Source organism: Paraburkholderia sp. EG304, assembly GCF_046543485.1.
In the GTDB taxonomy this organism is placed as follows: domain Bacteria; phylum Pseudomonadota; class Gammaproteobacteria; order Burkholderiales; family Burkholderiaceae; genus Paraburkholderia; species Paraburkholderia youngii.
The window spans coordinates 1-24,997 of the sequence record NZ_JBKGUA010000053.1; the positions used below are offsets into that span (position 1 = coordinate 1).

24 protein-coding genes and 3 pseudogenes are annotated in these 24,997 nt (G+C 61.0%); 13 read left to right on the plus strand and 14 right to left on the minus strand.

Features of this window, described 5'->3' with window-relative positions; all coding sequences use genetic code 11:
* Positions 1-604: 604 nt before the first annotated feature.
* The 8 genes and pseudogenes from ACLFKU_RS35525 to ACLFKU_RS35560 form a co-directional block, all read left to right on the plus strand.
* Positions 605-899 (plus strand): annotated as a pseudogene (locus ACLFKU_RS35525) (LemA family protein); the annotation flags it as partial.
* Positions 900-1,103: 204 nt separating this feature from the next.
* Positions 1,104-1,460: a hypothetical protein gene (locus ACLFKU_RS35530; RefSeq protein ID WP_410852267.1), complete on the plus strand. Its 357-nt coding sequence runs from the start codon at positions 1,104-1,106 to the stop codon at positions 1,458-1,460.
* 92 nt (positions 1,461-1,552) lie between these two features.
* Positions 1,553-2,848, plus strand: coding sequence for a TolC family protein (locus ACLFKU_RS35535; RefSeq protein WP_410852268.1), 1,296 nt, complete (start codon positions 1,553-1,555; stop codon positions 2,846-2,848).
* Positions 2,849-2,859: 11 nt separating this feature from the next.
* Positions 2,860-4,416, plus strand: coding sequence for an efflux RND transporter periplasmic adaptor subunit (locus ACLFKU_RS35540; RefSeq protein ID WP_410852269.1), 1,557 nt, complete (start codon positions 2,860-2,862; stop codon positions 4,414-4,416).
* On the plus strand, positions 4,413-7,619 hold the full coding sequence (locus ACLFKU_RS35545) for an efflux RND transporter permease subunit (protein WP_410852270.1): 3,207 nt from the start codon (positions 4,413-4,415) through the stop codon (positions 7,617-7,619). The genes ACLFKU_RS35540 and ACLFKU_RS35545 overlap by 4 nt, the downstream gene beginning before the upstream one ends.
* Positions 7,619-7,963, plus strand: a complete 345-nt coding sequence (locus ACLFKU_RS35550; RefSeq protein WP_410852271.1) for a copper-binding protein — start codon at positions 7,619-7,621, stop codon at positions 7,961-7,963. Before ACLFKU_RS35545 ends, ACLFKU_RS35550 begins: the two co-directional genes overlap by 1 nt.
* A gap of 83 nt (positions 7,964-8,046) precedes the next feature.
* Complete coding sequence (locus ACLFKU_RS35555) at positions 8,047-8,463, plus strand: protein-disulfide reductase DsbD domain-containing protein (protein WP_410852272.1); 417 nt, start codon at positions 8,047-8,049, stop codon at positions 8,461-8,463.
* Positions 8,463-8,648 (plus strand): annotated as a pseudogene (locus ACLFKU_RS35560) (DUF6691 family protein); the annotation flags it as partial. The gene ACLFKU_RS35555 and the pseudogene ACLFKU_RS35560, both read left to right, overlap by 1 nt.
* Before the next feature lie 20 nt (positions 8,649-8,668).
* Here the strand turns inward: ACLFKU_RS35560 and ACLFKU_RS35565 are convergent.
* The 5 genes from ACLFKU_RS35565 to ACLFKU_RS35585 all read right to left on the minus strand — a co-directional run bounded on the left by ACLFKU_RS35565 (position 8,669) and on the right by ACLFKU_RS35585 (position 13,269).
* Positions 8,669-9,610 carry a copper resistance D family protein gene (locus ACLFKU_RS35565; RefSeq protein ID WP_410852273.1) on the minus strand — a complete coding sequence of 314 codons (942 nt, stop codon included), beginning with the start codon at positions 9,608-9,610 and terminating at the stop codon, positions 8,669-8,671.
* Positions 9,610-9,984: a copper homeostasis periplasmic binding protein CopC gene (gene copC, locus ACLFKU_RS35570; RefSeq protein ID WP_410842389.1), complete on the minus strand. Its 375-nt coding sequence runs from the start codon at positions 9,982-9,984 to the stop codon at positions 9,610-9,612. Before copC ends, ACLFKU_RS35565 begins: the two co-directional genes overlap by 1 nt.
* A gap of 68 nt (positions 9,985-10,052) precedes the next feature.
* Positions 10,053-10,400 carry a copper-binding protein gene (locus tag ACLFKU_RS35575; protein ID WP_368587520.1) on the minus strand — a complete coding sequence of 116 codons (348 nt, stop codon included), beginning with the start codon at positions 10,398-10,400 and terminating at the stop codon, positions 10,053-10,055.
* Between the two features lie 64 nt (positions 10,401-10,464).
* The gene (locus tag ACLFKU_RS35580) at positions 10,465-11,760 is read right to left on the minus strand and encodes a multicopper oxidase domain-containing protein (RefSeq protein ID WP_410852274.1); all 1,296 of its coding nucleotides are present in this window, start codon (positions 11,758-11,760) and stop codon (positions 10,465-10,467) included.
* A 6-nt stretch (positions 11,761-11,766) separates the two neighbouring features.
* Positions 11,767-13,269 (minus strand): TolC family protein, encoded by a 1,503-nt coding sequence (locus ACLFKU_RS35585; protein WP_410852275.1) that lies wholly within the window; start codon positions 13,267-13,269, stop codon positions 11,767-11,769.
* A 958-nt stretch (positions 13,270-14,227) separates the two neighbouring features.
* Here ACLFKU_RS35585 and ACLFKU_RS35590 point away from each other — a divergent pair.
* The 3 genes and pseudogenes from ACLFKU_RS35590 to ACLFKU_RS35600 all read left to right on the plus strand — a co-directional run bounded on the left by ACLFKU_RS35590 (position 14,228) and on the right by ACLFKU_RS35600 (position 16,347).
* Positions 14,228-14,428 (plus strand): heavy-metal-associated domain-containing protein, encoded by a 201-nt coding sequence (locus ACLFKU_RS35590; RefSeq protein WP_410852276.1) that lies wholly within the window; start codon positions 14,228-14,230, stop codon positions 14,426-14,428.
* Positions 14,429-14,458: 30 nt separating this feature from the next.
* Positions 14,459-15,103, plus strand: a pseudogene (locus ACLFKU_RS35595) (YncE family protein).
* A gap of 23 nt (positions 15,104-15,126) precedes the next feature.
* Entirely contained in the window at positions 15,127-16,347 is a 1,221-nt protein-coding gene (locus ACLFKU_RS35600; RefSeq protein WP_410852277.1) for a permease, read from the plus strand.
* 154 nt (positions 16,348-16,501) lie between these two features.
* On the opposite strand, the gene ACLFKU_RS35605 is transcribed toward ACLFKU_RS35600, so the two are convergent.
* From ACLFKU_RS35605 to ACLFKU_RS35630, 6 genes are all read right to left on the minus strand, one after another.
* The gene (locus ACLFKU_RS35605) at positions 16,502-16,876 is read right to left on the minus strand and encodes a phosphatase PAP2 family protein (protein ID WP_368587515.1); all 375 of its coding nucleotides are present in this window, start codon (positions 16,874-16,876) and stop codon (positions 16,502-16,504) included.
* Positions 16,877-16,880: 4 nt separating this feature from the next.
* On the minus strand, positions 16,881-18,095 hold the full coding sequence (locus ACLFKU_RS35610) for an HAD-IC family P-type ATPase (RefSeq protein WP_410852278.1): 1,215 nt from the start codon (positions 18,093-18,095) through the stop codon (positions 16,881-16,883).
* Between the two features lie 219 nt (positions 18,096-18,314).
* Positions 18,315-18,962 carry a response regulator gene (locus tag ACLFKU_RS35615; protein ID WP_410852279.1) on the minus strand — a complete coding sequence of 216 codons (648 nt, stop codon included), beginning with the start codon at positions 18,960-18,962 and terminating at the stop codon, positions 18,315-18,317.
* Between the two features lie 326 nt (positions 18,963-19,288).
* Positions 19,289-20,116 carry a universal stress protein gene (locus ACLFKU_RS35620; RefSeq protein ID WP_410852280.1) on the minus strand — a complete coding sequence of 276 codons (828 nt, stop codon included), beginning with the start codon at positions 20,114-20,116 and terminating at the stop codon, positions 19,289-19,291.
* Positions 20,113-20,616: a universal stress protein gene (locus ACLFKU_RS35625; RefSeq protein ID WP_410852281.1), complete on the minus strand. Its 504-nt coding sequence runs from the start codon at positions 20,614-20,616 to the stop codon at positions 20,113-20,115. Before ACLFKU_RS35625 ends, ACLFKU_RS35620 begins: the two co-directional genes overlap by 4 nt.
* 23 nt (positions 20,617-20,639) lie before the next feature.
* Positions 20,640-21,479, minus strand: coding sequence for a universal stress protein (locus ACLFKU_RS35630; RefSeq protein ID WP_410852282.1), 840 nt, complete (start codon positions 21,477-21,479; stop codon positions 20,640-20,642).
* Positions 21,480-21,761: 282 nt separating this feature from the next.
* Between ACLFKU_RS35630 and ACLFKU_RS35635 the strand changes: the two genes are divergently transcribed.
* On the plus strand, positions 21,762-22,289 hold the full coding sequence (locus ACLFKU_RS35635) for a flavodoxin family protein (protein ID WP_410852283.1): 528 nt from the start codon (positions 21,762-21,764) through the stop codon (positions 22,287-22,289).
* A gap of 8 nt (positions 22,290-22,297) precedes the next feature.
* On the opposite strand, the gene ACLFKU_RS35640 is transcribed toward ACLFKU_RS35635, so the two are convergent.
* Positions 22,298-22,516 (minus strand): hypothetical protein, encoded by a 219-nt coding sequence (locus tag ACLFKU_RS35640; RefSeq protein WP_368587508.1) that lies wholly within the window; start codon positions 22,514-22,516, stop codon positions 22,298-22,300.
* Positions 22,517-22,862: 346 nt separating this feature from the next.
* On the opposite strand from ACLFKU_RS35640, the gene ACLFKU_RS35645 reads away from it, so the two are divergent.
* A complete protein-coding gene (locus ACLFKU_RS35645) occupies positions 22,863-23,354 on the plus strand; it encodes a hypothetical protein (RefSeq protein WP_410852284.1) in 492 nt (163 codons plus the stop codon).
* 436 nt (positions 23,355-23,790) lie between these two features.
* Here the strand turns inward: ACLFKU_RS35645 and ACLFKU_RS35650 are convergent, their stop codons facing one another.
* Both ACLFKU_RS35650 and ACLFKU_RS35655 read right to left on the minus strand, forming a co-directional pair.
* Positions 23,791-24,126 carry a c-type cytochrome gene (locus ACLFKU_RS35650; RefSeq protein ID WP_368587506.1) on the minus strand — a complete coding sequence of 112 codons (336 nt, stop codon included), beginning with the start codon at positions 24,124-24,126 and terminating at the stop codon, positions 23,791-23,793.
* Between the two features lie 247 nt (positions 24,127-24,373).
* Positions 24,374-24,985, minus strand: coding sequence for an acetate uptake transporter (locus ACLFKU_RS35655; RefSeq protein WP_368587505.1), 612 nt, complete (start codon positions 24,983-24,985; stop codon positions 24,374-24,376).
* Between the last annotated feature and the right edge of the window lie 12 nt (positions 24,986-24,997).

Consider the following 24,997-nt stretch of genomic DNA (forward strand, 5'->3'; position numbering starts at 1 on the left):
GGAGATGGCATTGGTTCCACCTGAATAAAAGGCATTGAGCATCAAATCGACATCACAAACCGGCGCAGCGACTCATTGAAATGAAGTGCTGCTCGCCGGCGAGGGGTATTTCAACAGCCTGTTAGAGACGGGCTTCGTGGCCGCTGGGTGGTGGGCCTGGTGTTCCACGTCGCTCGCATTGCTTTCTGCAGCGACGGCGTTGCTCACACCGCAGGCGACAGCAATCGCGGTGAGAAGGGCGAGTCTTTTAAAGAAACGCATGTTGGTCTCCGTAAGCGCGATTTGGCAGGGTCTGTTCCACAGTCTCACTTAACTGTACCTCTTGCAATGAAGCCTTCTTTGACATAGCTCAACCGTGCGATTGAAGGGACCATTGCTTTTCAATTGGCGCAGAGTTCCGCTCGCCGCAGCGTTCACCCTTTTGGCATTCCGGGCTGACTCGCTTGACCTGCGTCGATCGACTAGCTATGGCGCTCTGTAGGCTGGAATAGGTGACTTGTGTCGTCCGGCATCGCCGAACGCCGACGAGCACATACAAGGGCGAGATGATTCCGCATGCGCTAAGTACTGATACCCGCCGTCGGGGCACGGGGGGCCGGTGACAATGCTTGGAAATGTCATCCTTGTTGTGATGGCGCTGCTGCTGGCCGGGTGCGGGTACAACGCCATCCAGACCCAGGACGAGGAGGTCAAGGTTGGTCCAAAGTACTGAATCAGTATCAACACCGTGCCGACCTCGTGCCGAACCTCGTCAATACAGTTAAGGGGTACGCGAACCAGGAAAAGAGGTGCTCACGCGTGTGACCGAAGTCGCGCGCGGGTGGGTTCGATTCAGGCGACCTTGAGACTTCTGACCCCAAGCCTTCGCCAGGTTCAAGGCGGCCCAGGGGCGGCTAAGCGACCGCTAGATTTTCCTCGGGCAGAGCAGCGCCATCGACACGGCAACGGATATCAGCCTTGGGTCGATCCAGAACATCGCCTCTTTCCGATTGCTGTCGAAAAGCCTGCGTCATATTCCAAGCGCCTGTCGACGTTCAACATGAAGGGTTGCACGGACAAAATTCCGGAAAGATGGCTAAAATAACCTCGCTATAAATCTCGCTATGCAAATTTTTCGGACCCTCTTCATCCTCCTGCTTTGCGCGGTGCTGCCCATCAGTGGGCTGGCAGCCAGCGGCATGGCCGGGGAATGTCCGATGCAGCAGACAATGGCGATGGACGACGGCATGTCTGCCGCCATGCCCGGTTGTAACTCAATGAAATCGACCTCGCCGGACAAGGCAAAGGGCGGTTTCTGCAAGGTGACGGCCCAGTGCCAGTTCGGCAGTTTGTACTATCCCGTTGCAACCGCGACGATTAGCCATCCCACGTGGCTGGAAAGTCGCGTTGTCTTCCACTATGCGCAGTCGCTCACCGTTCGGGAACCGGGCGGGCTGTGGCGACCTCCTCGAGCAATCTAATCCCTTGCTGACTGGTTCACCGCGTCTGCGGTGAGGTCGTCCTGCGTCCAGGACGTGGAATCCCTTTGGGTTTCCGCCGTTGGGGTTAGAACATGCAACCAAAAACTATCGGCACGCCGCGCGGGCGTGCATCATTGCGCGCGCGCTTTTCCGTCACCGCGCTGATACTCGCGAGTGCCGCCGTGCACGCCCAGAACGCGTCCTTCACGCTTGAAGCCGCTTTGCAGTCCGCGACCGACCGCTCGGCTGCGATGCAGGCGGCGCAGGCATCGGAACGCGCCAGTTCGGAAGCCGCTGTCAAGGCAGGCCAGTTACCCGACCCGACGCTCAAAGCTGGTATCGACAATCTGCCGGTCACCGGGCCACAGAAATTCACCATCGGCCAGGACTTCATGACGATGCGCCGAATTGGTATCGAGCAGGAATGGGTCTCGGGTGAGAAGCGACAGCTGCGCTCGACATTGGCCAATCAGATGGTCGGTCGTGAACACGATGGCTATCTGCTGCAACTCGCCAACGTGCGTCAGCAGACGGCCGGTGCATGGCTGAACGCTGTCTACGCAAAAAAGGCCGTGTCGCTGCAGCAGGAACTGCAGGGCCACATGAGCCACGAACTCGCCGCGACGAAAGCCTCGTACAGGGGCGCTAAAGCGACGGCCGCCGATGTCGTGCAGGCTCAAGTGATGCTTTCGCAGACGCAGGACCAGGTGCTCAAGGCCGAGCAGACATACAAGACTTCCCTCATTGCGCTTTCGCGCTGGACCGCGACACCCGTCTCCGATGTCACGGGTGAGCCGCCAGCGCCAGAGTCGTTCGTCTCGTCACTGCCCCCAGAGGAACTGAAGCAGGTCCAACCCGCCCTGGTAGCCGCAGCGGACGATATTGCTGTCGCCGATGCCGACACGGCGGTCGCGAATAGCGAGCGCAGTCCCAACTGGACGTGGGAGGTGGCGTATCAGCAACGCGGTGGTGCGTACTCGAACATGGTGTCGGTTGGCGTCAGCATCCCGCTGCCCATTAACCGCAAGAACCGCCAGAATCGCGACGCCGCAGAGAAGGCGGAACTCGCCACCAAGGCACGTCTGCTGTACGAGGAGACACAGCGACAGGTTCAAGCGGACATCGATGCCCAGTCAGCCAGTCTCGCCAGCGGCCGCGAACGCATCGCCAATCTCAGCCAGTCGCTGCTGCCTGCGGCCGACCAGCGCGTGCAGCTTGCGAACGCTGCCTATCGGTCAGGGACAGGCTCGCTTGCCGATACGTTCGCGGCGCGTCGCGCGCAGCTTGATGTGCAGCTTCAGGTGCTCGACCTCAAGCGCGACGTTTCCCAGACCTGGGCCCAGCTCGAGTACCAGGTCGTGCCATCGACGATGGCTGCTGGCCAGTGAAGGAGTGAACGATGATGAATAGACCGCTGGCACGTGCGGCTCTACTGGTATTCGCGGGCGCGGCCCTGCTTGGCGCAGGCTACTTCGTGGGCGCACGTCACGCTGCACCTAATGGATTGACCGTATCCGTGAATGGTGCTGCTACAACGTCAGGCGACAAGGTCGACCCGAAGACAGGCCGGAAGGTGCTCTACTGGCACGACCCGATGGTGCCTGCGCAGCATTTCGACAAGCCCGGCAAGTCGCCCTTCATGGATATGCAACTGGAGCCTGTCTACGCGGACGAAGGCGGCGGTGTGGCCGGCATCAGGATTGACCCGGGGCTGCAGCAAAACCTCGGCATCCGCTATGCGACCGTGCGCCGACAGGACACCTCGGAAGGCTTCGACGCGGTTGGCACCACGCAGTTCGATGAATCCCGCGCTGATGTCGTGCAGTCACGCGTCACCGGCTACATCGACCATCTGTACGCCAGCGCCCCAATGCAGCGGATAAGCAAGGGAGCGCCGATAGTGTCCCTGTTCGTCCCCGACTGGCTTGCACCACAGGAAGAGTATCTGGCGCTCAAGCGCGGCGGTATGGACATGGGTCTGCTGGAGGCGTCGCGCGCACGGATGCGTGCGCTCTCGATTCCGGACGGGCTCATCTCGAGCCTTGAGCAGTCCGGGAAGGTTCAGACGCACGTCGTTCTCCCGTCACCCGAATCGGGTGTCGTGAGCGAACTGAATGTGCGGGACGGGGCCCAGGTGACGCCCGGTCAGACGCTCGCCAAGGTCGCGGGTCTCTCGAAGCTCTGGCTCATCGTCGAGATTCCCGAGGCCCTCGCTTTGGGCGTGCAGCCCGGCATGACGGTGGATGCCACGTTCTCCGGCGACCCGACGCAGCACTTCAGCGGGAAGATTCGTGAAATCCTGCCGGGTATCAGCACAACCAGCCGTACGCTTCAGGCAAGGCTCGAAATCGACAACGCTGCGCTGAAGCTGACGCCCGGCATGTTGATGCGTGTGCGTGTCAGCGGCGAGAAGACGGTTTCGCGGCTGCTCGTGCCATCGGAGGCGGTCATCACAACGGGCAAGCGCTCGGTGGTCATCGTTAAGAACGCAGACGGTCGCCTGCAACCCGTGGCAGTGACGGTCGGCAACGATGTTCGCAACGAGACCGAAGTGCTCAGCGGTCTGAACGATGGCGATACGGTCGTTGAATCTGGCCAGTTTCTCATCGATTCGGAAGCCAGCCTGAAATCGGTGCTGCCACGGCTCGAAGGCAGTACAGGCGCTGGGGCAAGTCCCGAGGCAGCGGCGTCCTCGCCCGCAGCAACTGCGACTGCGAGTGCGGCAGCAACCTACGAGACAACCGGCAAGGTCGAACAGGTTACGGGTAAGGACATTACTTTCTCGCATCAGCCCGTACCAGCGCTCGGTTGGCCCGCGATGACGATGACGTTCAGCAAGCCTGCGTCCGATGCATTTCCGGACGTGAAATCTGGGCAGACCGTCCACTTCGCTTTCAAACAATCGGATGACGGTTACCAGGTAACGAAGGTTGAACCGGCAGGAGGTCCGAAATGATTGCGCGCCTCATTCGCTGGTCCATCCATAACCGCTTTCTGGTGTTGCTTGCGACCTTGCTCGTCGCCGCGTGGGGCGTGTACTCGGTAACGCATACGCCTCTTGATGCGCTGCCCGACCTCTCCGATACGCAAGTCATCATCAAGGCGTCGTATCCGGGCAAAGCACCGCAGGTCATCGAGGACCAGGTGACCTATCCGCTGACAACGACCCTCCTGGGTGTACCCGGCGCGAAGACCATCCGTGCGTATTCATCGTTCGGCGATGCGTTCGTCTACGTGCTGTTCGATGACAAGACCGACCCGTACTGGGCGCGCTCACGCGTGCTCGAATACCTGAACCAGGTGCAAAGCCGTCTTCCTCAAGATGCGACAGTTTCGCTCGGACCTGACGCGACAGGTGTGGGCTGGGTGTACGAATACGCGCTCGTCGACAGGACCGGGAAACATGACCTCGGGCAACTCAGGGCGCTCAATGACTGGTTCCTGAAGTTCGAGCTCAAGGCGGTTCCGGACGTGTCGGAGGTGGCGGGCATTGGCGGGATGATGCGTCAGTATCAGGTGGTGCTCGACCCGGACAAGCTGCGCGCGTATGGCATCACCCAGGCGACGGTGGCCGACGCGCTCGGCAAGTCGAACCAGGCGTCCGGCGGCTCGGTCGTCGAACTGGCCGAATCCGAATACATGGTCCGCTCATCTGGCTATCTGCACTCGCTCGATGATTTCCGCCATGTCGTTCTTCGGACCAACGATGCGGGTACGCCAGTGCTGCTCGGTGACGTAGCGCGTATCCAGATTGGGCCCGAACCGCGTCGGGGCATCGCAGAACTCAACGGCGAAGGAGAAGTGGCCGGCGGTGTCGTCGTAATGCGCTCCGGCAAGAATGCACTGACCACCATCGAAGGTGTGAAAGCCAAACTCGCTGACCTGAAGCGTTCGCTGCCCTCAGGCGTGGAAGTCGTGACGACCTACGACCGCTCACAGCTCATCGAGAACGCGGTGGATAACCTGAAGGACAAGCTCATCGAGGAGTTCATCGTCGTCGGGATTGTCTGTGCCGTGTTCCTGTTCCACCTGCGTAGCGCCTTCGTGGCTGTCCTGTCTCTTCCGCTTGGCGTGTTGGCAGCGTTTATCGTGATGCGCTATCAGGGCGTCAATGCAAACATCATGTCGCTGGGCGGGATTGCGATAGCCATCGGCGCGATGATTGACGCAGCCATCGTCATGATTGAAAACGCCCACAAGCATCTGGAGGCGTTCGAGCACCAAAATCCGGCCACACCGATAACGGCCACGCAACGCTGGGAGCTCATCGCCTCGGCAGCCGCAGAGGTTGGGCCGGCGCTCTTCTTCTCGCTGCTCATCATCACGCTCTCGTTCATTCCGGTGTTCTCGCTGGAGGGGCAGGAAGGCAGGCTCTTCTCCCCGCTTGCGTTCACGAAGACGTACACGATTGCCGCTGCTGCTGGTCTGTCGGTAACGCTTGTGCCCGTGCTGATGGGGTATCTGATTCGCGGACGCATCCCGCATGAGACGTCCAATCCCATCAATCGAGTGTTGGTGCGCCTGTACCGGCCGCTGCTAGAAGCCACGCTGCGGCGACCCTGGTACACCATCGGACTGGCAGTCGTCGCGCTCGTGCTCACCGCGATTCCGCTGACGCGCCTAGGGGGAGAGTTCCTGCCGCCACTCGACGAGGGTGACCTGCTGTACATGCCGACGGCGCTCCCCAGCATTTCGACTGGGAAAGCGGCCGAGCTGTTGCAGCAGACCGACCGGCTCATCAAGACGGTACCCGAAGTTGCCACGGTATTCGGCAAGTCGGGGCGGGCCGAGACTGCCACGGACCCGGCACCGGGCCTCGAGATGTTCGAAACCACGATTCAGTTCAAGCCCCGCAGCCAGTGGCGTCCCGGCATGACCCCAGAGAAGCTCATGGACGAACTCGACCGGACAGTGAAGGTGCCTGGGCTGTCAAACCTCTGGGTCCCACCAATCCGGAACCGGCTGGACATGCTGTCTACAGGTATCAAATCGCCGGTCGGCGTGAAGATTTCCGGGCCCGACCTCACTCAAATCGACAAGGTGGCGGCGCAGGTCGAGGCCACAGTCAGGAACGTGCCCGGTGTCACGTCAGCCCTTGCCGAGCGGTTGAATGGCGGCAGATACATCGACGTGGACATCGACCGCCAGGCAGCCGCACGTTACGGCCTTTCGGTCAGCGATATTCAGTCCGTCGTATCGTCGGCTGTGGGGGGCGAAAACGTTGGCGAAGTGATTGCGGGGCGGGAGCGCTTTCCCATCAACATCCGCTATCCGCGCGAGGTACGCGACTCGCTCGAGAAGCTGCGCCAGTTGCCAGTGGTCACGGACCGGGGTGCACAAATCCGGCTCGGCGATGTGGCCGACATCAGGATTGCCGATGGGCCACCGTCGATTCGCAGTGAAAATGCACGCCTCTCAGGCTACGTCTACGTCGATATCCGGAATGTAGACCTCCAGTCAGCGGTGAAAGCGATGCAGCGGGCCGTGGCAGAAAGGGTCGCACTTCCGCCCGGGTACTCGATGAGCTGGTCGGGCCAGTTCGAGTACCTCGAGCGCGCCGAGGCAAAGTTGCGGACCGTCATTCCCGTGACGCTTGTGGTCATCTTCGTCCTGCTGTTTCTGACGTTCAACTCGGCTGCCGACGCACTCCTCCTGATGTCGACGGTGCCATTCGCGTTGGTCGGCGGATTCTGGTTCATCTGGATACTGGGTCATGCGGTATCGGTCGCGACGTCCGTGGGTTTCATCGCGCTCGCCGGTGTTGCGGCCGAGTTCGGCGTCGTCATGCTGCTCTATCTGAAGGGCGCGCTCAACCGGCGACTCGAACTCGGTGAACCTCTTGACGAGGCCACGTTGCTCGGCGCAATCCGCGAAGGCGCGGCGCTGCGCGTGCGGCCGAAAGCGATGACGGTTGCCGTCGTACTAGCCGGCCTTATTCCCATCATGGTCGGCCACGGAGCTGGCTCCGAAGTGATGCAGCGCATTGCCGCACCCATGGTTGGCGGAATGGTGACTGCACCTGTCCTATCGATGTTTGTCATTCCTGCAGCCTGGTTCCTGTTACAGCGCCGTCGCGTTGAGCGAAGCCAGAACAGGCGTGTTTCCCATGCAGTGCCTTCCGGCACGAGAGTGCCATCAACTGAAACAGGAGAAATTTAATGAAGAAGATGGTTTTGACGTGTTCGGCCGTCGCGGCTGTGGTCGCGGCACCGGCATTCGCAGATGATGGAATGGCCGGAATGAGCATGTCAGGAAGGCCTTCGGCAATGAAAGCACCGTCCGGCGCGGCGATGACCGATGCCGAGGTGAGGAAGGTCGATGCCGCCACGGGTATGGTCACCTTGAAACACGGCGCGCTTGAAAACGTTGGCATGCCGCCGATGACCATGGCGTTCAAGGCAAAGGATGCGGCTATGGTCAAACACGTTCACGAAGGCGACAAGGTCAAGGTGCGAGTTGAGAACATCAACGGTACGCTGACTATCGTGAAAATGGAAAAGTAGCCTTGATGCGACGGCGACAGGGCAGCCGCAGGCTGGCCGTTAACGGTTGGCCTGCGGGCCGGATTGCATGGAGGGAGCGAGAGATGCGGGACGTATCAATCAACGTTGGGCAAGGGGGTTGCCGTGCGAACGACGCGCTCAGGCGGTTGTTGTACGCCGCAATTGTCCTGTTCGTTGCGCTGACGTCTCTGGCTGCAGAGGCGGTAAGCGAAACCGACCTGCTGCCACCGGACCAGGCATTTCCGCTGGCGGTCAAGCTCAGTGCGCCCCAGCAGGTCACCCTCGATTTCAGCACGCACGCTGGCTACTACCTTTATCGGGACCGATTCGACTTCGCGGTGGACGGCGCGTCGATAAAGCCGGACCAGATGCCGCCAGTGGAAGTTAAAAACGACCCGATGTTCGGCATGGTTACGGTCTACCGCCGGCCGGTGCAAATCCAGCTTGCGTTGCCTCGTCCAGTCTCGACGAACGTGGTTCTATCCGTCACTTCCCGCTGAGGCTGGTCCTGGGGAGCGCCGCTTTCGGTATCGGCTGGGGTCTGGCCGGTCTTTGCCCGGGACCTGTGCTGGTGGCCTTGGGCGCGGGCTATCCAAAGGCCGTCGGTTTTGTAGCTGCCATGGTTGCGGGCATGGTCGTCTACGAACTCTTCGAGCGCGCGAAGTCGACCATGCAGCAAGCGTAAAGAAGTGCGACCGTGCGAGCTTACGTTGTCCCGGGAAGTGGACTGGAAACAAGGACCGCAGCGGCTACCAGCGCGCCTGCCAGGACAACCGACTCGACATGCAGGACAACGGCGAACCGCTTCAACGGCTTTGGTGTGAATTCGGTTCGCGTGTCCTTCAGAGATGAGAGTAGCCCGGGCATTTCGAAGAACCGGTTGTGCCCCCCAAGCGCGGCGGCAGTGACTACGAGAGCAAGCTTAACCAGCAGGACTTGTCCGTATGTGGACGCCCACAGGTGCTCAAGTGCATTGACTCCGCGCCAGCCGCTGTACGCACCAGTGATAATCAGGATGGCCAGCGCGAACGTCGCGGCGTCAGAAAGCGACTGAACGAATATCGCCGCTTTCGCACGCTCGGCGGTGGGCGCGATAAGTATGCGGGGCACCACGATGTACGTTGTAACAAGAACGAGGCCCACCCACACGCTGATGGCAAGCAGATGCACCCAGTCCACCCACACCGGCAAACTAAAAACGCCAGCATCCACAGGGTGTCCGCCGTGACTGCGCGCCAGTGCAACGCCGGCGATGGCCAGCCAGATAGCGGGCTTGAAATGAATCGGGCGTCGACGTTGTGCGAACGACAGAATCACCACCACGAGCATCAACCCTGCGCCTGCCAGCCAGGCATGGCCAAAGTCGGTTTCCACCAGCATTGAACGGATAGCGGGACCCGCCTCGCCGAGCGTCGATTCGCTCATCAACGCGCAATGAATCCAGAATGCGAACGCACTGGACATCAGCGTGGCAAAGGAAGTGATGCGCACGGTGACAAGCAGGCGTCCGCTGACGCTGCTCTGCCATCGCGAAGTGCTACGGGACAGCCAGCTGTCACTCAGCAGGGCACCGACAAGAACAGCTAAGCCGACGTTCTGCAACGCTACGAACGCGAGCCGCGAAATGCCGAGGAAACCGTCGTTCATTACTTCACCGCAAATGTGTAGGTGCCTTTGGTCTTGTGGGCATCGTGCGTCATGACCGCCCATTGGACCGTGTACGAGCCGGAAGCCAGCTTCGGGACCGCAACGATGAGCACGCGTGGGTTCGAAGAATCGACCTTGGCCTTGTCCTTTGTCGCAGACGCCCCCGATGCATCGACCACCTTGATTGTGCTGAACGACGACTCGAGGTCTTCATTGAAAGTCAGACGCAGCAGTTCAGGCGACGTATCGACCGCGCTGCCGGCTGCTGGCATGGCACTCTCCAGCTTGCCGTGGGCAAACGTGAGAGTGGGTGTGAGCACGACGGCGGTGGTCGCTGCTGCACTGAGCAGCAGTTTGCGCAGATTGGAATTCACGATTGTTTCCTCCGAAAATCAAATCGGGGCGTAGCCTGTGCCGCGCCGCTGACGCCCCATTGAATTGCTCACTGCTTCTGCAGCTTCGTCACGGTGAGCGCGCCGTCGATTTCTTCGGCCACGAAGTCAATCTTGTCGCCCACTTTCACCTGTGAAAGCATGGCTGGGTCTTTGACCTTGAACACCATGGTCATGGCTTCCATATCCAGGTTTTTCAGCGGTCCGTGTTTGATGGTCAGTTTTCCGGCGGAGGTATCCACCTTCTTCACCTCGCCATGCGACATGGCGTTCGTCGCTTCCGCGACCTGTTGAGCGCCGCTTGCCATGTTCATGTTGCCGGCGTCACCTGCGGCAAACGCGATCGCCGAGACGGCGACGGCGCAGCCCAAAAAAATCGAAGCAATTGCCTTCTTCATCAAATTCTCTCCCACAGTTGGATTAACAAATATCGGCCGGACCCACGTCCGGCTCGCCACGAAATCAGCTATCCGGCAGTTCGCCCGTGTACTCGTACGCCACGGTTCCCTTCGGGTGCTTAAACCAGCCCGGGTCGCGATAGTCGTTCCGGCCGAGGCCCTCGCGCACCTTGACGACGCTGAACATGCCGCCCATTTCCAGCGCGCCGAACGGTCCTGTTCCCGTCATCATTGGCAACGTGTTGTCGGGTAGCGGCATTTCCATGTCCCCCATCGAGCCGCCTGCGCTGCCCATCGCCATGTAGTCCGGTACGAGCTTGTTGATGCGCGTCGCGAGGTCTTTCTGCGGTACGCCAATGAGATTCGGTACCTGGTGGCCCATCGCATTCATCGTGTGATGCGACTTGTGGCAGTGAAACGCCCAGTCGCCGGGGCGGTTCGCGGTGAACTCGATGGCGCGCATCTGACCGACTGCAACATCGGCGGTGACTTCCGGCCAGCGTGCGGAAGGCGGAATCCATCCACCATCGGTTCCTGCGACCTCGAAGCTGTACCCATGAAGATGGATGGGGTGATTGGTCATCGTCAGGTTGCCGAAGCGGATGCGTACGCGGTCTCCTGCTCGTACCGGCAGCGGGTCGATGCCGGGAAAGACCCGTGCGTTCCACGTCCACATATTGAAGTCGGTCATTTCGTTGACACGTGGCGTGAAGCTGCCCGGGTCGATGTCGTAGGCGGACATCAGGAACACGAAGTCGCGGTCTACCGGCATGACACTTCGGTCCTTGGGATGCACGATGAACGTACCCATCATCCCCATCGCCATCTGCACCATCTCATCCGCGTGCGGGTGATACATGAACGTACCGTGCTTCTCAAGCTGGAACTCATAGACGAACGTCTTGCCCGGCGGAATGTGAGGCTGCGTCAGCCCACCAACGCCATCCATCCCTGATGGCACCAGCATCCCGTGCCAGTGAACCGTGGTGTGTTCGGGCAGTTTGTTGGTCACGAAGATGCGGACCTTGTCGCCTTCGACCGCTTCGATAGTCGGGCCAGGTGCCTGGCCGTTGTATCCCCACAGATTCGCCTTCATGCCGGGTGCCATTTCACGGACCACTGGTTCGGCAATGAGGTGGAATTCCTTCCAGCCGTTCTTCATGCGCCACGGCAGCGTCCAGCCGTTCAGTGTCGCCACGGGTGTATAGGGGCGGCCATTGGGCGGAACCAGCGGTGGCTGTGTTGCGGTCTTTTCCATCGTGGGTGCTTCTGGAAGTGACGCTGCGCCAGCCTTGCTGACCAACGCTGCGCCGAGCAGCGCTGCGCCCGAACCGCCGAGAAAACTTCGACGTGAAACCATCTTCATTCACCTTTTTGAATTCGTCGGCGACGCCGGTTGCATGGTGGTGGCCGACAATGGCGACTCCTGCGCCGGGGCCAATGGCGTTTGTGCGGCAGGGGTAGCTGTTGCGTCGCTATGCGGGGCATCCGGTGTCCGTGTCATGGCGAGCGGCGGAAGACGGCCCCCAAGCGACTGCTGCAGGTCCGTTTCCGCGAGCCAGAAGTCTTTCAGCGCGTCGATGTACCCGTTGACGGCGGCGACCTGTTCGCGTGAGTCGGCAAGCAGCTCGAACACGCTGGCGAGCATGCCGTTGTAACGCAGCAGCATTTCGTCCGAGATGGTTTTGCGCACGGGCACCACCTCGTCGCGGTAGTGCTTCGCGACGTCATAGCTCGTCACGTAGGCGGAGTACGACTCGCGTACTTCGGAGCGCGCATCGATCGCCGTCTGGGCGAGGCGGTTTGCGGACTGCATGTAGATGGCCTCAGCACGCGCGACCTTTGCGCTGCCCCAATCGAAGATTGGAATCTCAACGCTGATTTCGTAGCCGCGCTCATGTCCCTTGTCGGTCTCGAAATTGTTGAGATAGCCGACGTCGAGCGCATTGATAAACCGGGTTGCCTTGCTAAGCCCCAGCGAGCTGGCGACGCTTTGCGTGCGCTGCTTCGCCGCCTGAATGTCCAGGCGGTTCTGCATCGCGAAGCTCTCGAGGTCGTTGAGTTGCGGCCTGTCGTCTGGCAGGTCGGGCAGGCGCTCCGGCAACCTGAACTGGGTTCCTGAACCCCAAAGGCCCATCATGCGGGTCAGCTTCTCGCGAGCGACGACTGACTGCTGCCTCGCCTTTGCCACCTCCGCGACCGACTCCGCGTAGAAGGCCTGCTCGCGCGCATAGTCGAGCTTGCTGAAGTTTCCTGCCTGGCGCATCCGTAAGGCGAGTTCTGCCCCAGCTTCGGCGGAGTCCTTGACCTGAGCGGAGTAGAGGGCTGCCTGCTCCGCAGCCACAGCACTCACGTAGGCCTTTCTGGTGTCGGCGGCGACGGCGAGCATCGCGTTGGCAGTTTCGAGCCTGGTCTCTTCAAACCGTTGGCTCTCGATGTGTGTCGCTACCGGCAGCGCGAGTATCCCCAGGACGCCCATGGAAAAGGTCCGGCTGATGCCGAAGCCATCGCTCCAGTGTGTCCGGCTGAACGTAAAGCCCGGGTTGGGCAGGCGGCCCGCCTGAACAAGGTCGGCCTCGGAAATGCCGAGCTCGCCGTACGATGCCTGAAGTCCCCGGTTGTTCAGCAACGCGACCTGGACGGCATCATCCATCCCGAGCGGCTTCGACAGCAGTTCCTGTGTCCGCCTGAAGACCGCCTCACGGTCTTCGTCGGTTTTCACGTAGACGACCTCTTTGCCAAGGCGCTCCGACGCTGTCGACGATACGGTGTTAAAGCCACCGTCCTTCGAGAAGGTCGTGCAGCCGGCCATGAACAGCGTCGCGAGGGCGATAGAGGTCGCGCGGCGGTGCGCGAGTAGTCGCATCATTCCGACTCGCCCCCATGTTCGTGTTTCTTCGCGGCGGAAGCATCACCTGATTGCTGACCTTGTTTCATTCCAGCCGTGCGGTGACCGGGTGTAACTGCGCGGTTTAATGACTGCCAGCTCGGTGCTTCGCCGTCCCGGTACGACCGGTAGCCGTCAAAGGCGGAGTGCACGGTGACGGCCGGCACCGATACCGCCGCATCAGTCGGGTCGGAAAGAGCCGTCGCGTGCGCGAGCAACGGCAGTACTGCGCTTGCGCCGAATAGCGCCGCAGAAATTGTTCGCATGAATTGCTCTCGTCGTAAATCATCCGGCGTCCGTGAAAGACGCCAGAAGAGCTTGCTGGTCGCAGCGAATCGCCGCGAGTGCGAGGATTAGACGAGAATCAGGCGGGGAGGGCGTTCAATGCCGCCGGTCAGGAACGACGCGACACGCGCAGCCGGAGGCAGGGGGACGGGAAAATTAGACAGGTCAGCCGAAGCGGAAACCGCAGGCACGACCGGTATTGCTGCACCGACACAGCAGGAGGCGCAGGTCAAACATCCATGAGGATGATGTACGCCGCTGTGGTCGTGACCATGATGGCCATCAGCGTCGGATACCAGCGCATGTCCGTCGACTGAGTCGCCTCGATGGACATGGTGGGCGGTCGTGTCATCGCCGACCGCTTCAGAAGCAGCACAAATCATCGAGACGGCCGCAAACGACTGAACCGGAAGGCTCAGTGCCAACAGCACGACGAGAATAATTTTGCGCCAGTAGGACATAGCCGCGAAGTTTAGCACGGGCTTACGACCTGGTTAAGCGTGCGAAGGCGTCATTTCGTAACTGAAGGCTGGCCTCGGGCGGACTCAACGCTCTCGGCTAGGGACATTTCCGGTGTGGCCGTTGCGACTCTACTTGACATTCCCATTGTGGGAATGTTCATGCTGTAAAGGTGACTTATTACGTGGGGATGAAAATGGAATTCAAGGTTTCGGACATGTCGTGCGGTGGATGTGCAAGCGCAATCAGCAAGGCAATTGCACAGCTGGACCCGGCGGCAAAGGTTCAGATTGACGTCGCAGCCAAGACAGTGAAAGTGGAATCTGCGTTGAATCAGGGCCAGATTTCCCACGCAATCGAGCAGGCTAACTTCCATCCAGTGGTCATAGCGCCGTAAAGACCAGTGAGAGTCTCGGATGCGCCCCTTCTGTTAGCGCTGGGTCTGGTTGCGTCCGTTCCGTCGGCCGCCGCGGCTGAAAACGTCATCGTTCTCGATTCGGCGGACGCGAATGTCAGCTTGATAGACGAGGCCATTCTAAAGGTTGTCGATACCGTGGCCGTCGGAAACGAGCCGCACCATTTGACGGCGACGCCCGACAACCAATCGTTGATAGTGGCGAACGCGGTCGGGATTAGGCTCGTCTAGGCCCATGCGGGCCTGTGGCTGATTCCCAGCGACAAATTTCTTCTAGCAGGCATGACGGGTGCTGACTACGTCCCTGTTATCGACCGGCGCGCCCGGTAAATTGTGAAGGCCATCCACATCGACAAGGGGGCTCACAATTTCCGTTCGCTCGCTGATAGTCAGCACGTGCTCGTCACGAATCGCCTCGGCAATGCCATTAGCATCCTCGACGAGAACTCGCTCACAAACGTCGGCACCATCAAGGGCTTGCTGCCTGCGCCGGACGATATGGAACTGACACCTGACCGGCGATACCTGTGGGTTACGTTCCGCTTTAGCCGCTACGTCGGTGTCGTTGACATGAAGACGCTGAAGTTGGTGAGCACCATCAAGGTCGCCATGTCACCTCATCGCATCAATTTTTTCAATCGCGCACCATTGTCATAGGAGCGCAACTCACGGAGTTCGTGATGCACATTCTCAGCGCACTGGGTCATGCCCTGTGGATGTCCTTCACCATGTTATGGCAGATTTTCTGGGGGCTCAGCCTCGGCTTCCTGTTTTCCGCCGTGATTGAGGTGACGGTCTCGAAGTCCGAGATGTCGAAGCTGCTTCCGGACGCCTCCTTGCGTTCGCTCACGCGTGCGAGCCTGTTCGGTGCAGCGTCGTCATCGTGCTCTTATGCGGCCGTCGCCATGGCGCGCTCCACGGTGCGTAAAGGAGCCGACTTTACCGCTGCCATGGCATTCCAGTTCGCTGCGACCAATTTAGTGCTTGAGCTGGGCGTGCTGATGTGGGTACTGATTGCCTGGCAGTTCGCCGCCGCCGAGTTCGTCGGTGGCACCGTCATGATTGGTGTGCTCGTCCTGCTGTTTCGATTCTTCCTGCGCGATTCCCTGCGAAAGCAGGCTATCGACCAGGCGAACAAAGGTGTCGCCGGCAGCATGGAAGGGCATGCTGCCATGTCGATGGGTGAACAGAAGGGGACCTGGAAAGAGCGGCTCTCATCGAAGGATGGCTGGAGGGCAATCAGTCATAGCTATGTGATGAACTGGACCATGCTATGGCGTGACATTGGCATCGGGCTACTTGTTGCCGGTGCCATAGCCGCCTGGGTGCCGGACAGTTTCTGGCAGAAGTCTTTTCTGGTAAGTCATCCGGCAGTCGCAATGATTTGGGGCGCTTTCATCGGCCCGCTCATCGCAGTTGCCTCGTTCACCTGTTCCGTCGGAAACGTACCGTTGGCAGCGGTTCTATGGAAAGGGGGCATCAGCTTTGGTGGCGTCGCCTCGTTCATATTCGGTGACCTCATCATCCTTCCCATCCTGAACATCTACCGGAAGTACTACGGCGGCAAAATGACCGTGTTCATGGCGGTCACCTTTTATATCGCCATGGTCGTGGCAGCGCTTATCGTGGAGGCGGTGTTCCAGTTGGCTGGCTTGATTCCGCGCGAACACCGGACAGCGATGGTCGATGCGACTATTTCCTTCAACTACACCACGATACTCAACATCGGTTTCGGTGTCGTGTTCATGGTATTGACGTTTGTGTTCTTCAGGACAGGTGGTCCCGAAATGATGCGGATGATGGAGCGCGGCGAACATGACCATCACGGGGCCGGACATCGAGCAGGTTCCCACGAACATCATCCGCCTGGGCATGGCCACGGCACTCACCAGCAACATTGAATTGCAAACGAGGTTGCATACCCAAGTACTCCAGAACCTTTCACACTTTAAGGATGCGTCGCGGGATGCTTACCACGAACCCGGGCAATTTTCGCAGAAGCTGCATCCAAATGGAGAGGATATGAACCGAAATCGGATAGCGGTCGCAGCCGAGCTACCTCGGTGCATACCGAATTAGGTCGGCGCTGTGTTGCATGAAGACGTATGTGCCCGCGGTGAGCAAGAGGGCGACCATTGCCGAAACACCCAAGGCGAGCGTCTTGCTTCTGCCGCCGTCGCCAATATGGTGAAGTAAGGCCACCGAGGCGATACACGCGATACCAAAACTGATGCCAGCGAGGACGTCCGAGAACCAGTGGGCTCCGAGGTAGAGGCGCGAAAATGAGATGAGCGCAATGAGAAGGCCCGCTGCTATGGCAATACGCTGGCGCCATACGCCGCGATAGGTACGTGCGACGAAGTAAGCAAGAAGACCGTAGGTGACGACGCTCAGTGTCGCGTGGTTACTAGGGAACGAGAAACTGTGCACACTCTCATATCAACGTCGGCCTCGGCCGCTGAATAACGAACTTCACCGTCTCGACGAAGACTTCAGCCAACCCGATTGCTGCTACCCAGTAAAGGCCACTTCGCAATTCGCGCTGCCAGACGAACCAGCCAAGCACGACGAACATCACAGGGACGGTGACCGCCGCATCGCCGAGTTCCGACGCAGCGACCATCACCGAATCGAGGGCGGGAAAGCGAAGGGGCTGCATGGCGACGTGAATAGCAACGTCCACGTCTACCAGCGGGTCATGACTGACGACATCCTCGAGCACGCCAAAGAAGAGCCACACGCCACCAATCACCAGTACCGTTGCAACAAGCAGGTTGCGGACGCCGATGCGCTCGTAAATCAGATGCCAGGTAATCCTCTGTCCGCCGGACATACCAAACTCGCTTCCGGGCGCAAATGTCGCGGCCGAAAGTTTATAGACGACCCGCGTGAGTGCAAAGCTGGCTACCAGCACCACGATAGCCGATGTGAGCGGCATCATCGGTGACGGCAGCGAGAGGTTGAAGAACGTTCGGAGCGGCCGCAATGCGACGACCAGGACGAAGCATGCAGTCATTGCGCCAATCGATAACGCGCGAAAAAGATTCACCGGCCTGGACAACAGGTATAGAGTCCACAATGCGACGCAGAACAATGCGATGGCGACCATTGTCCGCGCGCTTTCGAGGCCTCCATTTTCATATTGAAACACGGTGAAATAGGCTGCGAATGTGCCGATGGCGGCCACAAGACCTGCCGGAATGGCGAATCGCATCACTCGCCCAATGAAGCCGGGCTTGACGCGGTCGCCACCGGCCTCCATGGATAGCAGGAAGGCAGGTATCCCGATACTCAATGTGCCTACAAGAGTGAGGTGGCGCGGAAGGAAAGGGAACGGCAGGTCGGCAATACCCACTGCAATTGCGAGCAGCATCGCATAGACCGTTTTGGTCACGAAGAGGTTTGCCAGACGCTCAACGTTGCGGATGATTCGCCGCCCCTCGCCGACAATAGCCGGTAGCGACGCAAGACGGTCATCGACCAGTACAAGTTGCGCGACCGTGCGGGCGGCCCCTGAACTACTCCCCATCGCGATACCAATGTCTGCCTGTTTCAGCGCAAGCACATCGTTGACTCCGTCACCTATCATGGCGACGGTATGACCGTTTGCCTGCAACGCGGCGACCATTGCTTTCTTGTGTTGAGGCATCGGGGCCGGCGCTCAGACTCGGGTGAGTCCTTCCGCGTCTTCGATATGGATCGTTTTGCCTTTCGCCCGCACGAGGCGATCGCGCCGAAACCTTGATTGGCGACGTCATCGCAAATATGCATCAGCGGCGCTTTAACCGAGACCAGGAATCGAGGTAGCCGGCGTTGGAATATTCCTGACGACAGGAGGTCGCTCTCTGAGCACGGAGGTGGAAGGGTGCTACAGGTCGGTTTCGTCGTCGAACAGCTTGTGACGGATCGCATAGCGAACCAGCCCGTTCTCGTTCGGCATCTGCATTTTTTCGAGGATGCGCGTCTTGTGTGTGCTGATCGTCTTGACGCTGACGCAAAGTTCGTTGGCGATCTCGCTGATGCTCTGGCCTTCGACGAGGCGCCGGAACACGTCAAATTCGCGATCGGACAACCGCTGGTGCGGCAGCGTGTCGACAGGCTCGTTCAGATTCTGCGCGAAGCGTTCGGCCATCGCGAGACTCACATACACGCCCCCTGACGCAGCTTTCGTCACCGCGCCGACCAGTTCCGCGCTCGCGCTTTCCTTGGTCAGATAGCCCGACGCACCCGCCTTGAACGCGCGCACCGCGTATTGCTGCTCAGCGTGCATCGTCAGTACCAGAATCCGCAGATCGGGTTTTTCCTCCTTGATCTGCTTGATCAGTTCGATGCCATTGCGCCCGGGCATCGACAGATCGAGCACGAGCACGTGTGCCTGGGTCGTGCGGATCAGCGCGATCGTCGTGGCGCTGTCACACGCTTCACCGGCTACTTCAAAGCCGTTTGCCTGCTGGAGGATATGGCGCAGCCCCTCGCGCACGAGCGTGTGGTCGTCGGCTAGCAACACTTTGATCATGAGGCGATCTCTATCTGTTGCATCGATTGCAAGGGAAACATATCCACAGTTGCCTTCGACTGTCTACCGATTGGAGGACACGACTATTATCCGCCTCCCACAGCAAGCAGTACGCGCCATTTGTGGACGGCGTCGGTCCAAGCGTGCTCCCATCGCAGGGTGGGCAGTGTTATTCAGCGTCTCCTGAAGGACGTGGCCTCGCGCCACCGCCCCATGCCGTGAATAATCCGTAGTAAGCGGTTCGCGGGGACGGCGCGCGCATTGGCCCGGTGGCCCTTTATCCACACCTGCGCCGTCCCGCAGCGCTCATTTAGCTCGGGCGCCGCTCAATGCGCCATCAACACCGGCACCGTCATCGATTCGAGCATCGTCCGCGTGACGCCGCCCCACACCCGTTCACGCGCACGCGAATGGCCATACGCACCCATCACCAGCAGATCGGCGTGCAGGTCCGAGACCCGGTTGAGCAGCGTCGCGCCCGTGCCCGCGACGCGAAGGCGCGGCGTCGTCGAGAACGACGCGCGCACGCCGTGCGCCTCGAGCCATGCTGCGACGTCGATCGCGCTGGGTCCTGTTTCACGGTCATGCGTGGGCCCGACGACGTCGACGCTGACAAAGCGCGCGCGTTGAAGCAGCGGCATCGCGTCGGCGATCGCTCGTGAGGCTTCGCGGCTGCCGTCCCACGCGATCAACACGTTCTCGCCAAGCGTCGGCACCGCACCCGCGTGCGGGATCACGAGCGCGGGTCGCCCCGCGCCCAGCACGACCTCGCCGACGAAATGCCGATCGACGTAAGTCGCGGGATCGTGCGGGTCGGGTTGGCCGAGCACCAGCAGGTCGGCGTGGCGCGCATGAAGTGTGGTCACATCGACCGGCGAGCCCTCCGGCGTGCGCCATTCCGCTGTGCGGCCGGCGCGCTCGGCCGCGGCTAGAAATGCCTGCTGAGCCGTCTCACGGCGATCGGCCGACAGTGCGGCGAGCTGGGCGACGAAACCGTCGTCGGTGCCGAACAGCGGTTTCGCGAAGTCCTCGCACACGACATGCAAACCGATCAGGTGTGCGTCCCAACGCTGCGCAAGATCGAGCGCGAGCGCGACGCGCGCGTCGCAGCGACGGCTGTCGTCGATATGAACGAGCAGGGTCTTGTAGCTCATGTCAGCTCCTTTTCGGCGGACGCGGTGACGGACTGATCGTCGGGTTCAACGACCGCACGAGCCGGAATCAACAGGACCGGGCAGCGGGCGCTACGCAGCACGCGCTCGGCGACGCTGCCGAGCATGACGCGCCGAAAGCCGCGGCGGCCGTGCGTACCCATCACGATGGCATCGGCGTTCCATTCGAGCGCCGCCGCGATGATGCGCTTCGCGACGCCTTCGCCGGGGATCGAGGCTTCCACGGTGCGTGGCGTGCCCTTGACGCCGTGCGCTGCCAGCCGGCTCTTCGCGTCGGTCGCGATCCGCTGGCCTTCTTCGATGAAGGCGTCCTCGATCACGGACGGATCGAAACCCGGCGTGTCGTACGCCATGATGGGCATATCGATCACATACAGCGGCATCAATTCGGCACCGGACTCGGCGGCGAGGGTCAATGCGGCATCGAAGGCTCGAGAGACGGTATCGCTGCCGTCGAGCGCGACCAGTAGGCGGTGAAACATAATGGTCTCCTTAAGCGCGATCTTCAGTGCGACAACAGCACTGGCACGGTCATCGACTCGAGCATCGTGCGCGTTGCGCGTCCCAGTACGACTTCATGCAGCCGGGAGTGTGCGTACGCGCCCATCACGATCAGGTCGCAGCCGAGCTCCGACGCCTGCGACAGCAAAGCATCGCCGACCGGCGTGTCGTTTTCGATGGTCAGCTCTCGCACGTCGATCTTTACGCCGTGACGCGCGATGGTCAGCGCGATGTCCGCGCCGGGAATCCGATCGCGCGGCGGTCGATCGCTGGGCGAATGAACCGTCAGCAGCGACACCTTCGCGGCATGCGCGAGGAACGGCAGCGCGTCGTGGATCGCGCGGGTGGCTTCACGGCTGCCGTCCCACGCGATCAGCACGTGCCGGCCCGGCGGCGTGACGCGCCCGCTCGACGGCACCAGCAATACCGGCCGTCCCGTCGACAGCACGACGTGCTCGACGAACTGTTCGGCGACGAACGCCTCGGGGTCGACCGGATCAGTCTGTCCGAGCACGATCAGATCGGCGAGACGGGCGTACGGCGGCACAACGTCGTTCGCATAGCCGTCTGCGGTGATCCACTGACCTTCGACCTTTGCACGCGCGAGTTCGGCATGAAAGAGCCGCTCGAGCGAGCCAGCCCTTTCGTGGCGCTGGCGCTCGTGCTCCGCGTAGTACTCGGCAGTGCCAGCCATGACGAAGAACGCGTGGCGCGGTGGCACATAGGTCGAAAACAGACCGGTCAGCCCCGCGTGAAACCGGTGTGCAAGCTGCAATGCGATCTCGAGACGCGGATGCGCGCGAACGCTCGTATCGAGGTGAACGAGAATGCTTTTGTAGCTCATCGTCAAGGCTCCCTGACAGACCGCGTGGAAACGGGCGCAACCCGTGGTGACATTTAGTCTATGGTCCAGCCCGGCGCGACTGTTGACGCAGATCAAGCACGCGGATGCCGCACGCCAGTTGACGTGGGTCAATCGCTGCCGGCCGAGCTCAATTACTCTGACACCACCGCCCGCGAGTCGAATCTTGATCGAAGCGGCATCGCATCGCGAGCCGGCACGTTCGCAGCGCATGACGCTCAATTGGCGGATGAGGTGCCCAATGTCCGCTGTCGGAGAAAGCATATGTCCGAGCGTTGCAGGATTCTCATCGTCTATTACTCGCGAACCGGCACAACGCGGCGTGATGCCGAGCTGCTCGCGTCCAGGCTGGACGCCGACATCGAACCGATCCGCGAACCCGGCGGTCCCGAGCCGCGTAACGGTGCACGCGGTTTCGTCAGATCGTTGATGGATGCGCTGTGTCATCGACACGCCGAGGTCATGCCGGCGTTGCTCGACGTCGCAGCGTATGACCTCGTCGTCGTTGGCGCGCCCGTCTGGGCACGCGGCGCATGCGCGCCAGCTCGGGCGTGGTTGGAATTGCACGGCCCGCAGGTTCGCCGGCTCGCGCTGTTTTGCTGCGAGGGCGCGTTCGGCGGCAAAGAGGCGCTGAAGCAGATGTCTGAGGCGGCGGGCAAGGTGCCGCTTGCGACCTGCGTGTTTACCGGCAGTGACCTGTATCGACGCAAAGACGGCGTCAAGCGCGACACGTTCGCGCAGAAGATCAGGTCGAGAATGGCGGCACGCCGCGAGATGGAGTGGCTGGTGTAGCGGGGTGTTCAGGCTCGCGGTCGAAAACGCTGCGACTCGACGCGCAGCGAGCCGCGCAACGCGTCGAAGTCGGTGCGCGGATGACGATGCACAGGCGTTCCGTCCGGAGCCGTGAGAGCGGGTGCTTGCGCGCGAGCAAGACCCTCCGTCAGTTCGAGTCGTTCGTTGTAGAGATCCAGCACGTCGGCAAAGGCCACAGCGACTTCGCGATCGGCAACCGGCACCATGTCGCCCCCGCATCCTGACATGCAGAGCAGCGTGAACAGAAACGAAACGATCAGGGCGGGTCTCAGTCGTCCTCGCCGGGTAGTGTGGATGTGGCCGGGGCGGTATTCATCGCAAGCGTAGACGCGTGGCAGTGGCACCGCTTGATCGCCGTCAATGGGATGTTTGATCAGGATCAGTCTTCATACGCGACGAGCCGCTATGTTTGGAGACACCCGGGAAGCGATCGTCACGGGACGCGACGCGATCGTCGATGTCGAGTTCGCTGCACACGAGCTGCGGTTGGCCGGGTTCAGACGCGACAAAGACTGGAAACCCGATGAACAGCAAACTCAGCGAGATCCATAAATGCATTGGTTCGGCGGCCACACCGACACCGGCGCGGTCATAAAGCGCGCCGCGTATCGGATCTGGGTGTCGATCCTATCTGTGGTGCTCGTTGCCGGATGCGCGAGCACCGCGCGCGAGGCGGCCTTCCGCCGCGAGGAAGTCGCGCTGTTCGAGGCGCGTCAACAAGCGTCTGTGCGTTGCGAACCGACGGTCGATTGCGAGTCGGCATGGGTACGCACGCGCGCGTTCGTCGCGACGCATTCGGCGAGCCGCATCGTCCGCGCTGACGATACGCTGATCGAAACCGCGTTGCCGCATTCGTTCGGCTTCGTGTATCTCGCGGCGCAGAAGGGACGGCTCGACGAAGATCACGCGCTAATTCAGCTGAAAGCGATGTGCCGCGGCATGTACCGCACCGACGGTAACGCGAGCGTGATGTATTGGACCTGTGCGAATGCGATCGTCGCGGTCGAGGACGAGTTTCGCGCGTTTATGAGCGAAGCGAAATGACGAGCTTCAGCGAGCTCGAATGCGTATCAGTGCACGGGATCACTCCGCCGAATCAGTCCGCAAAGCGCATGACCACACTACGTTGACCTGCATCAAATAGGTGGCCGGTCGTATGCGTATCTTGAGCTTGAGGTCGCAGCGGGTAAATGCTCTCCAGGACGGCAAAACCATGTTCCGCGATGCGCCCGACAAGAGCGACGGGGCGCAGCAAATGCGCGGAATAATCAATTACATGACCGATCCGAATGTCGGCACAGGAATAAACAGCGCGGATCCCCGGCTGGTCTGATATCGATCGAACCTCGGGAGCGAAAGAACCTTTATGCGGGCCTTGCCATGTGTCTTTCTCGAGCCACAGAGCGAACGCGCCGCGCAACGTGAGCGACTGACGGGGTGATCGCCGCGATCGTATGTCGCTGGCCGGCTCGACGAGTCCTTATTGGCTAAGCACCCACTGCACTAAGGTGTGCGCGTCCTGTGCCGACAGCGGGCCACCGCGTTCGGCCGCGGGCGGCATCGGCGTATCGCCCCAGTGTGCCTTGCCGCCGAGCCGCAGCTTGTGCTCAAGCATCGGCTGCGCATCGGGCATGTTGCGATAGTGGTCGGCGATCTGCTGGAACGACGGCGCGAGAAATGGCGCATCGCGCGTGTGGCAGAACATGCAGTGCTGCTGATCGACGAGCGCGGTCGGCTCGGATTCGCCATAGGCGGTGCCGGCCGTCAGCGCGGACGCCGCGCACACCAGCAGACAGTTTCGAATTCGCGCAATCACGGCAGTGCTCCCGCATAAGGAATAAGACCAGTGTATGGGCGGCGAAACTGCCCTTATTGACCTCGGTCAAATGATCTGCGGTGCACGCCGGCGGGTTCCCGGTTCGCCCGTGCGCCGTGGCATTGGGTAAAGCTTTCGCCCGCCAGTCAGCCGCAAGTTTCGCGCGTGCGGGAGCGTATCCAGATGACGAAGGCCGCCGCGCATCTGATATGCACGGCGGCCCGAGTGCAGCGGCGGATGAGCGTAATCAATCCGCAAAACGCGTCACCACCGCGGCGCTGAGCGATTCCATTTCGACGACCGGGGGTTTCGCGCCGATCGGCAGGACCGTGCGCCCCAGCGACTCGTTGATGATCTCCGCCGCGGACAGATAGAACGCGAGCAGCGCCGTCAGCAGGCCGCCATAGCCACCCGCGTGCCGAAGTGCCGCCGAGCCGAGCCATTCGCCGGCCGCAAGCAGAAAGAAGGTCGCCCACAGCGCGACGAACACGCACTGCAGCGCGCGCGACGAGCGGAACGTCGCGATCCACATGTAGAACGTGAAGACGCCCCACAACAGCAAATACCAGCCGACGAACGCGGCCGGCACCTGTTCGTGCAGGAACAGCGCAAACAGCGCGAACGACCACCAGAACGCGCCATAGCTCAGGAACGCGGTGGCGCCAAATGTGTTGCCGCGCGGAATCTCCATGAGTCCGGCGACGATCTGCATGCTGCCGCCGAACGCAAACGCAACGGCGAGCACGAGACCGAGCGAGCCGCCGCTGAACCAGCCGGCGTTGATCATGCTCAGGAGCCACGTGGTCAGCGCGAAGGCGGCAAGACCGAGCGATGCGGGGTTGGGAGCGGTGGGTTTCATGGTGAAGTCTCC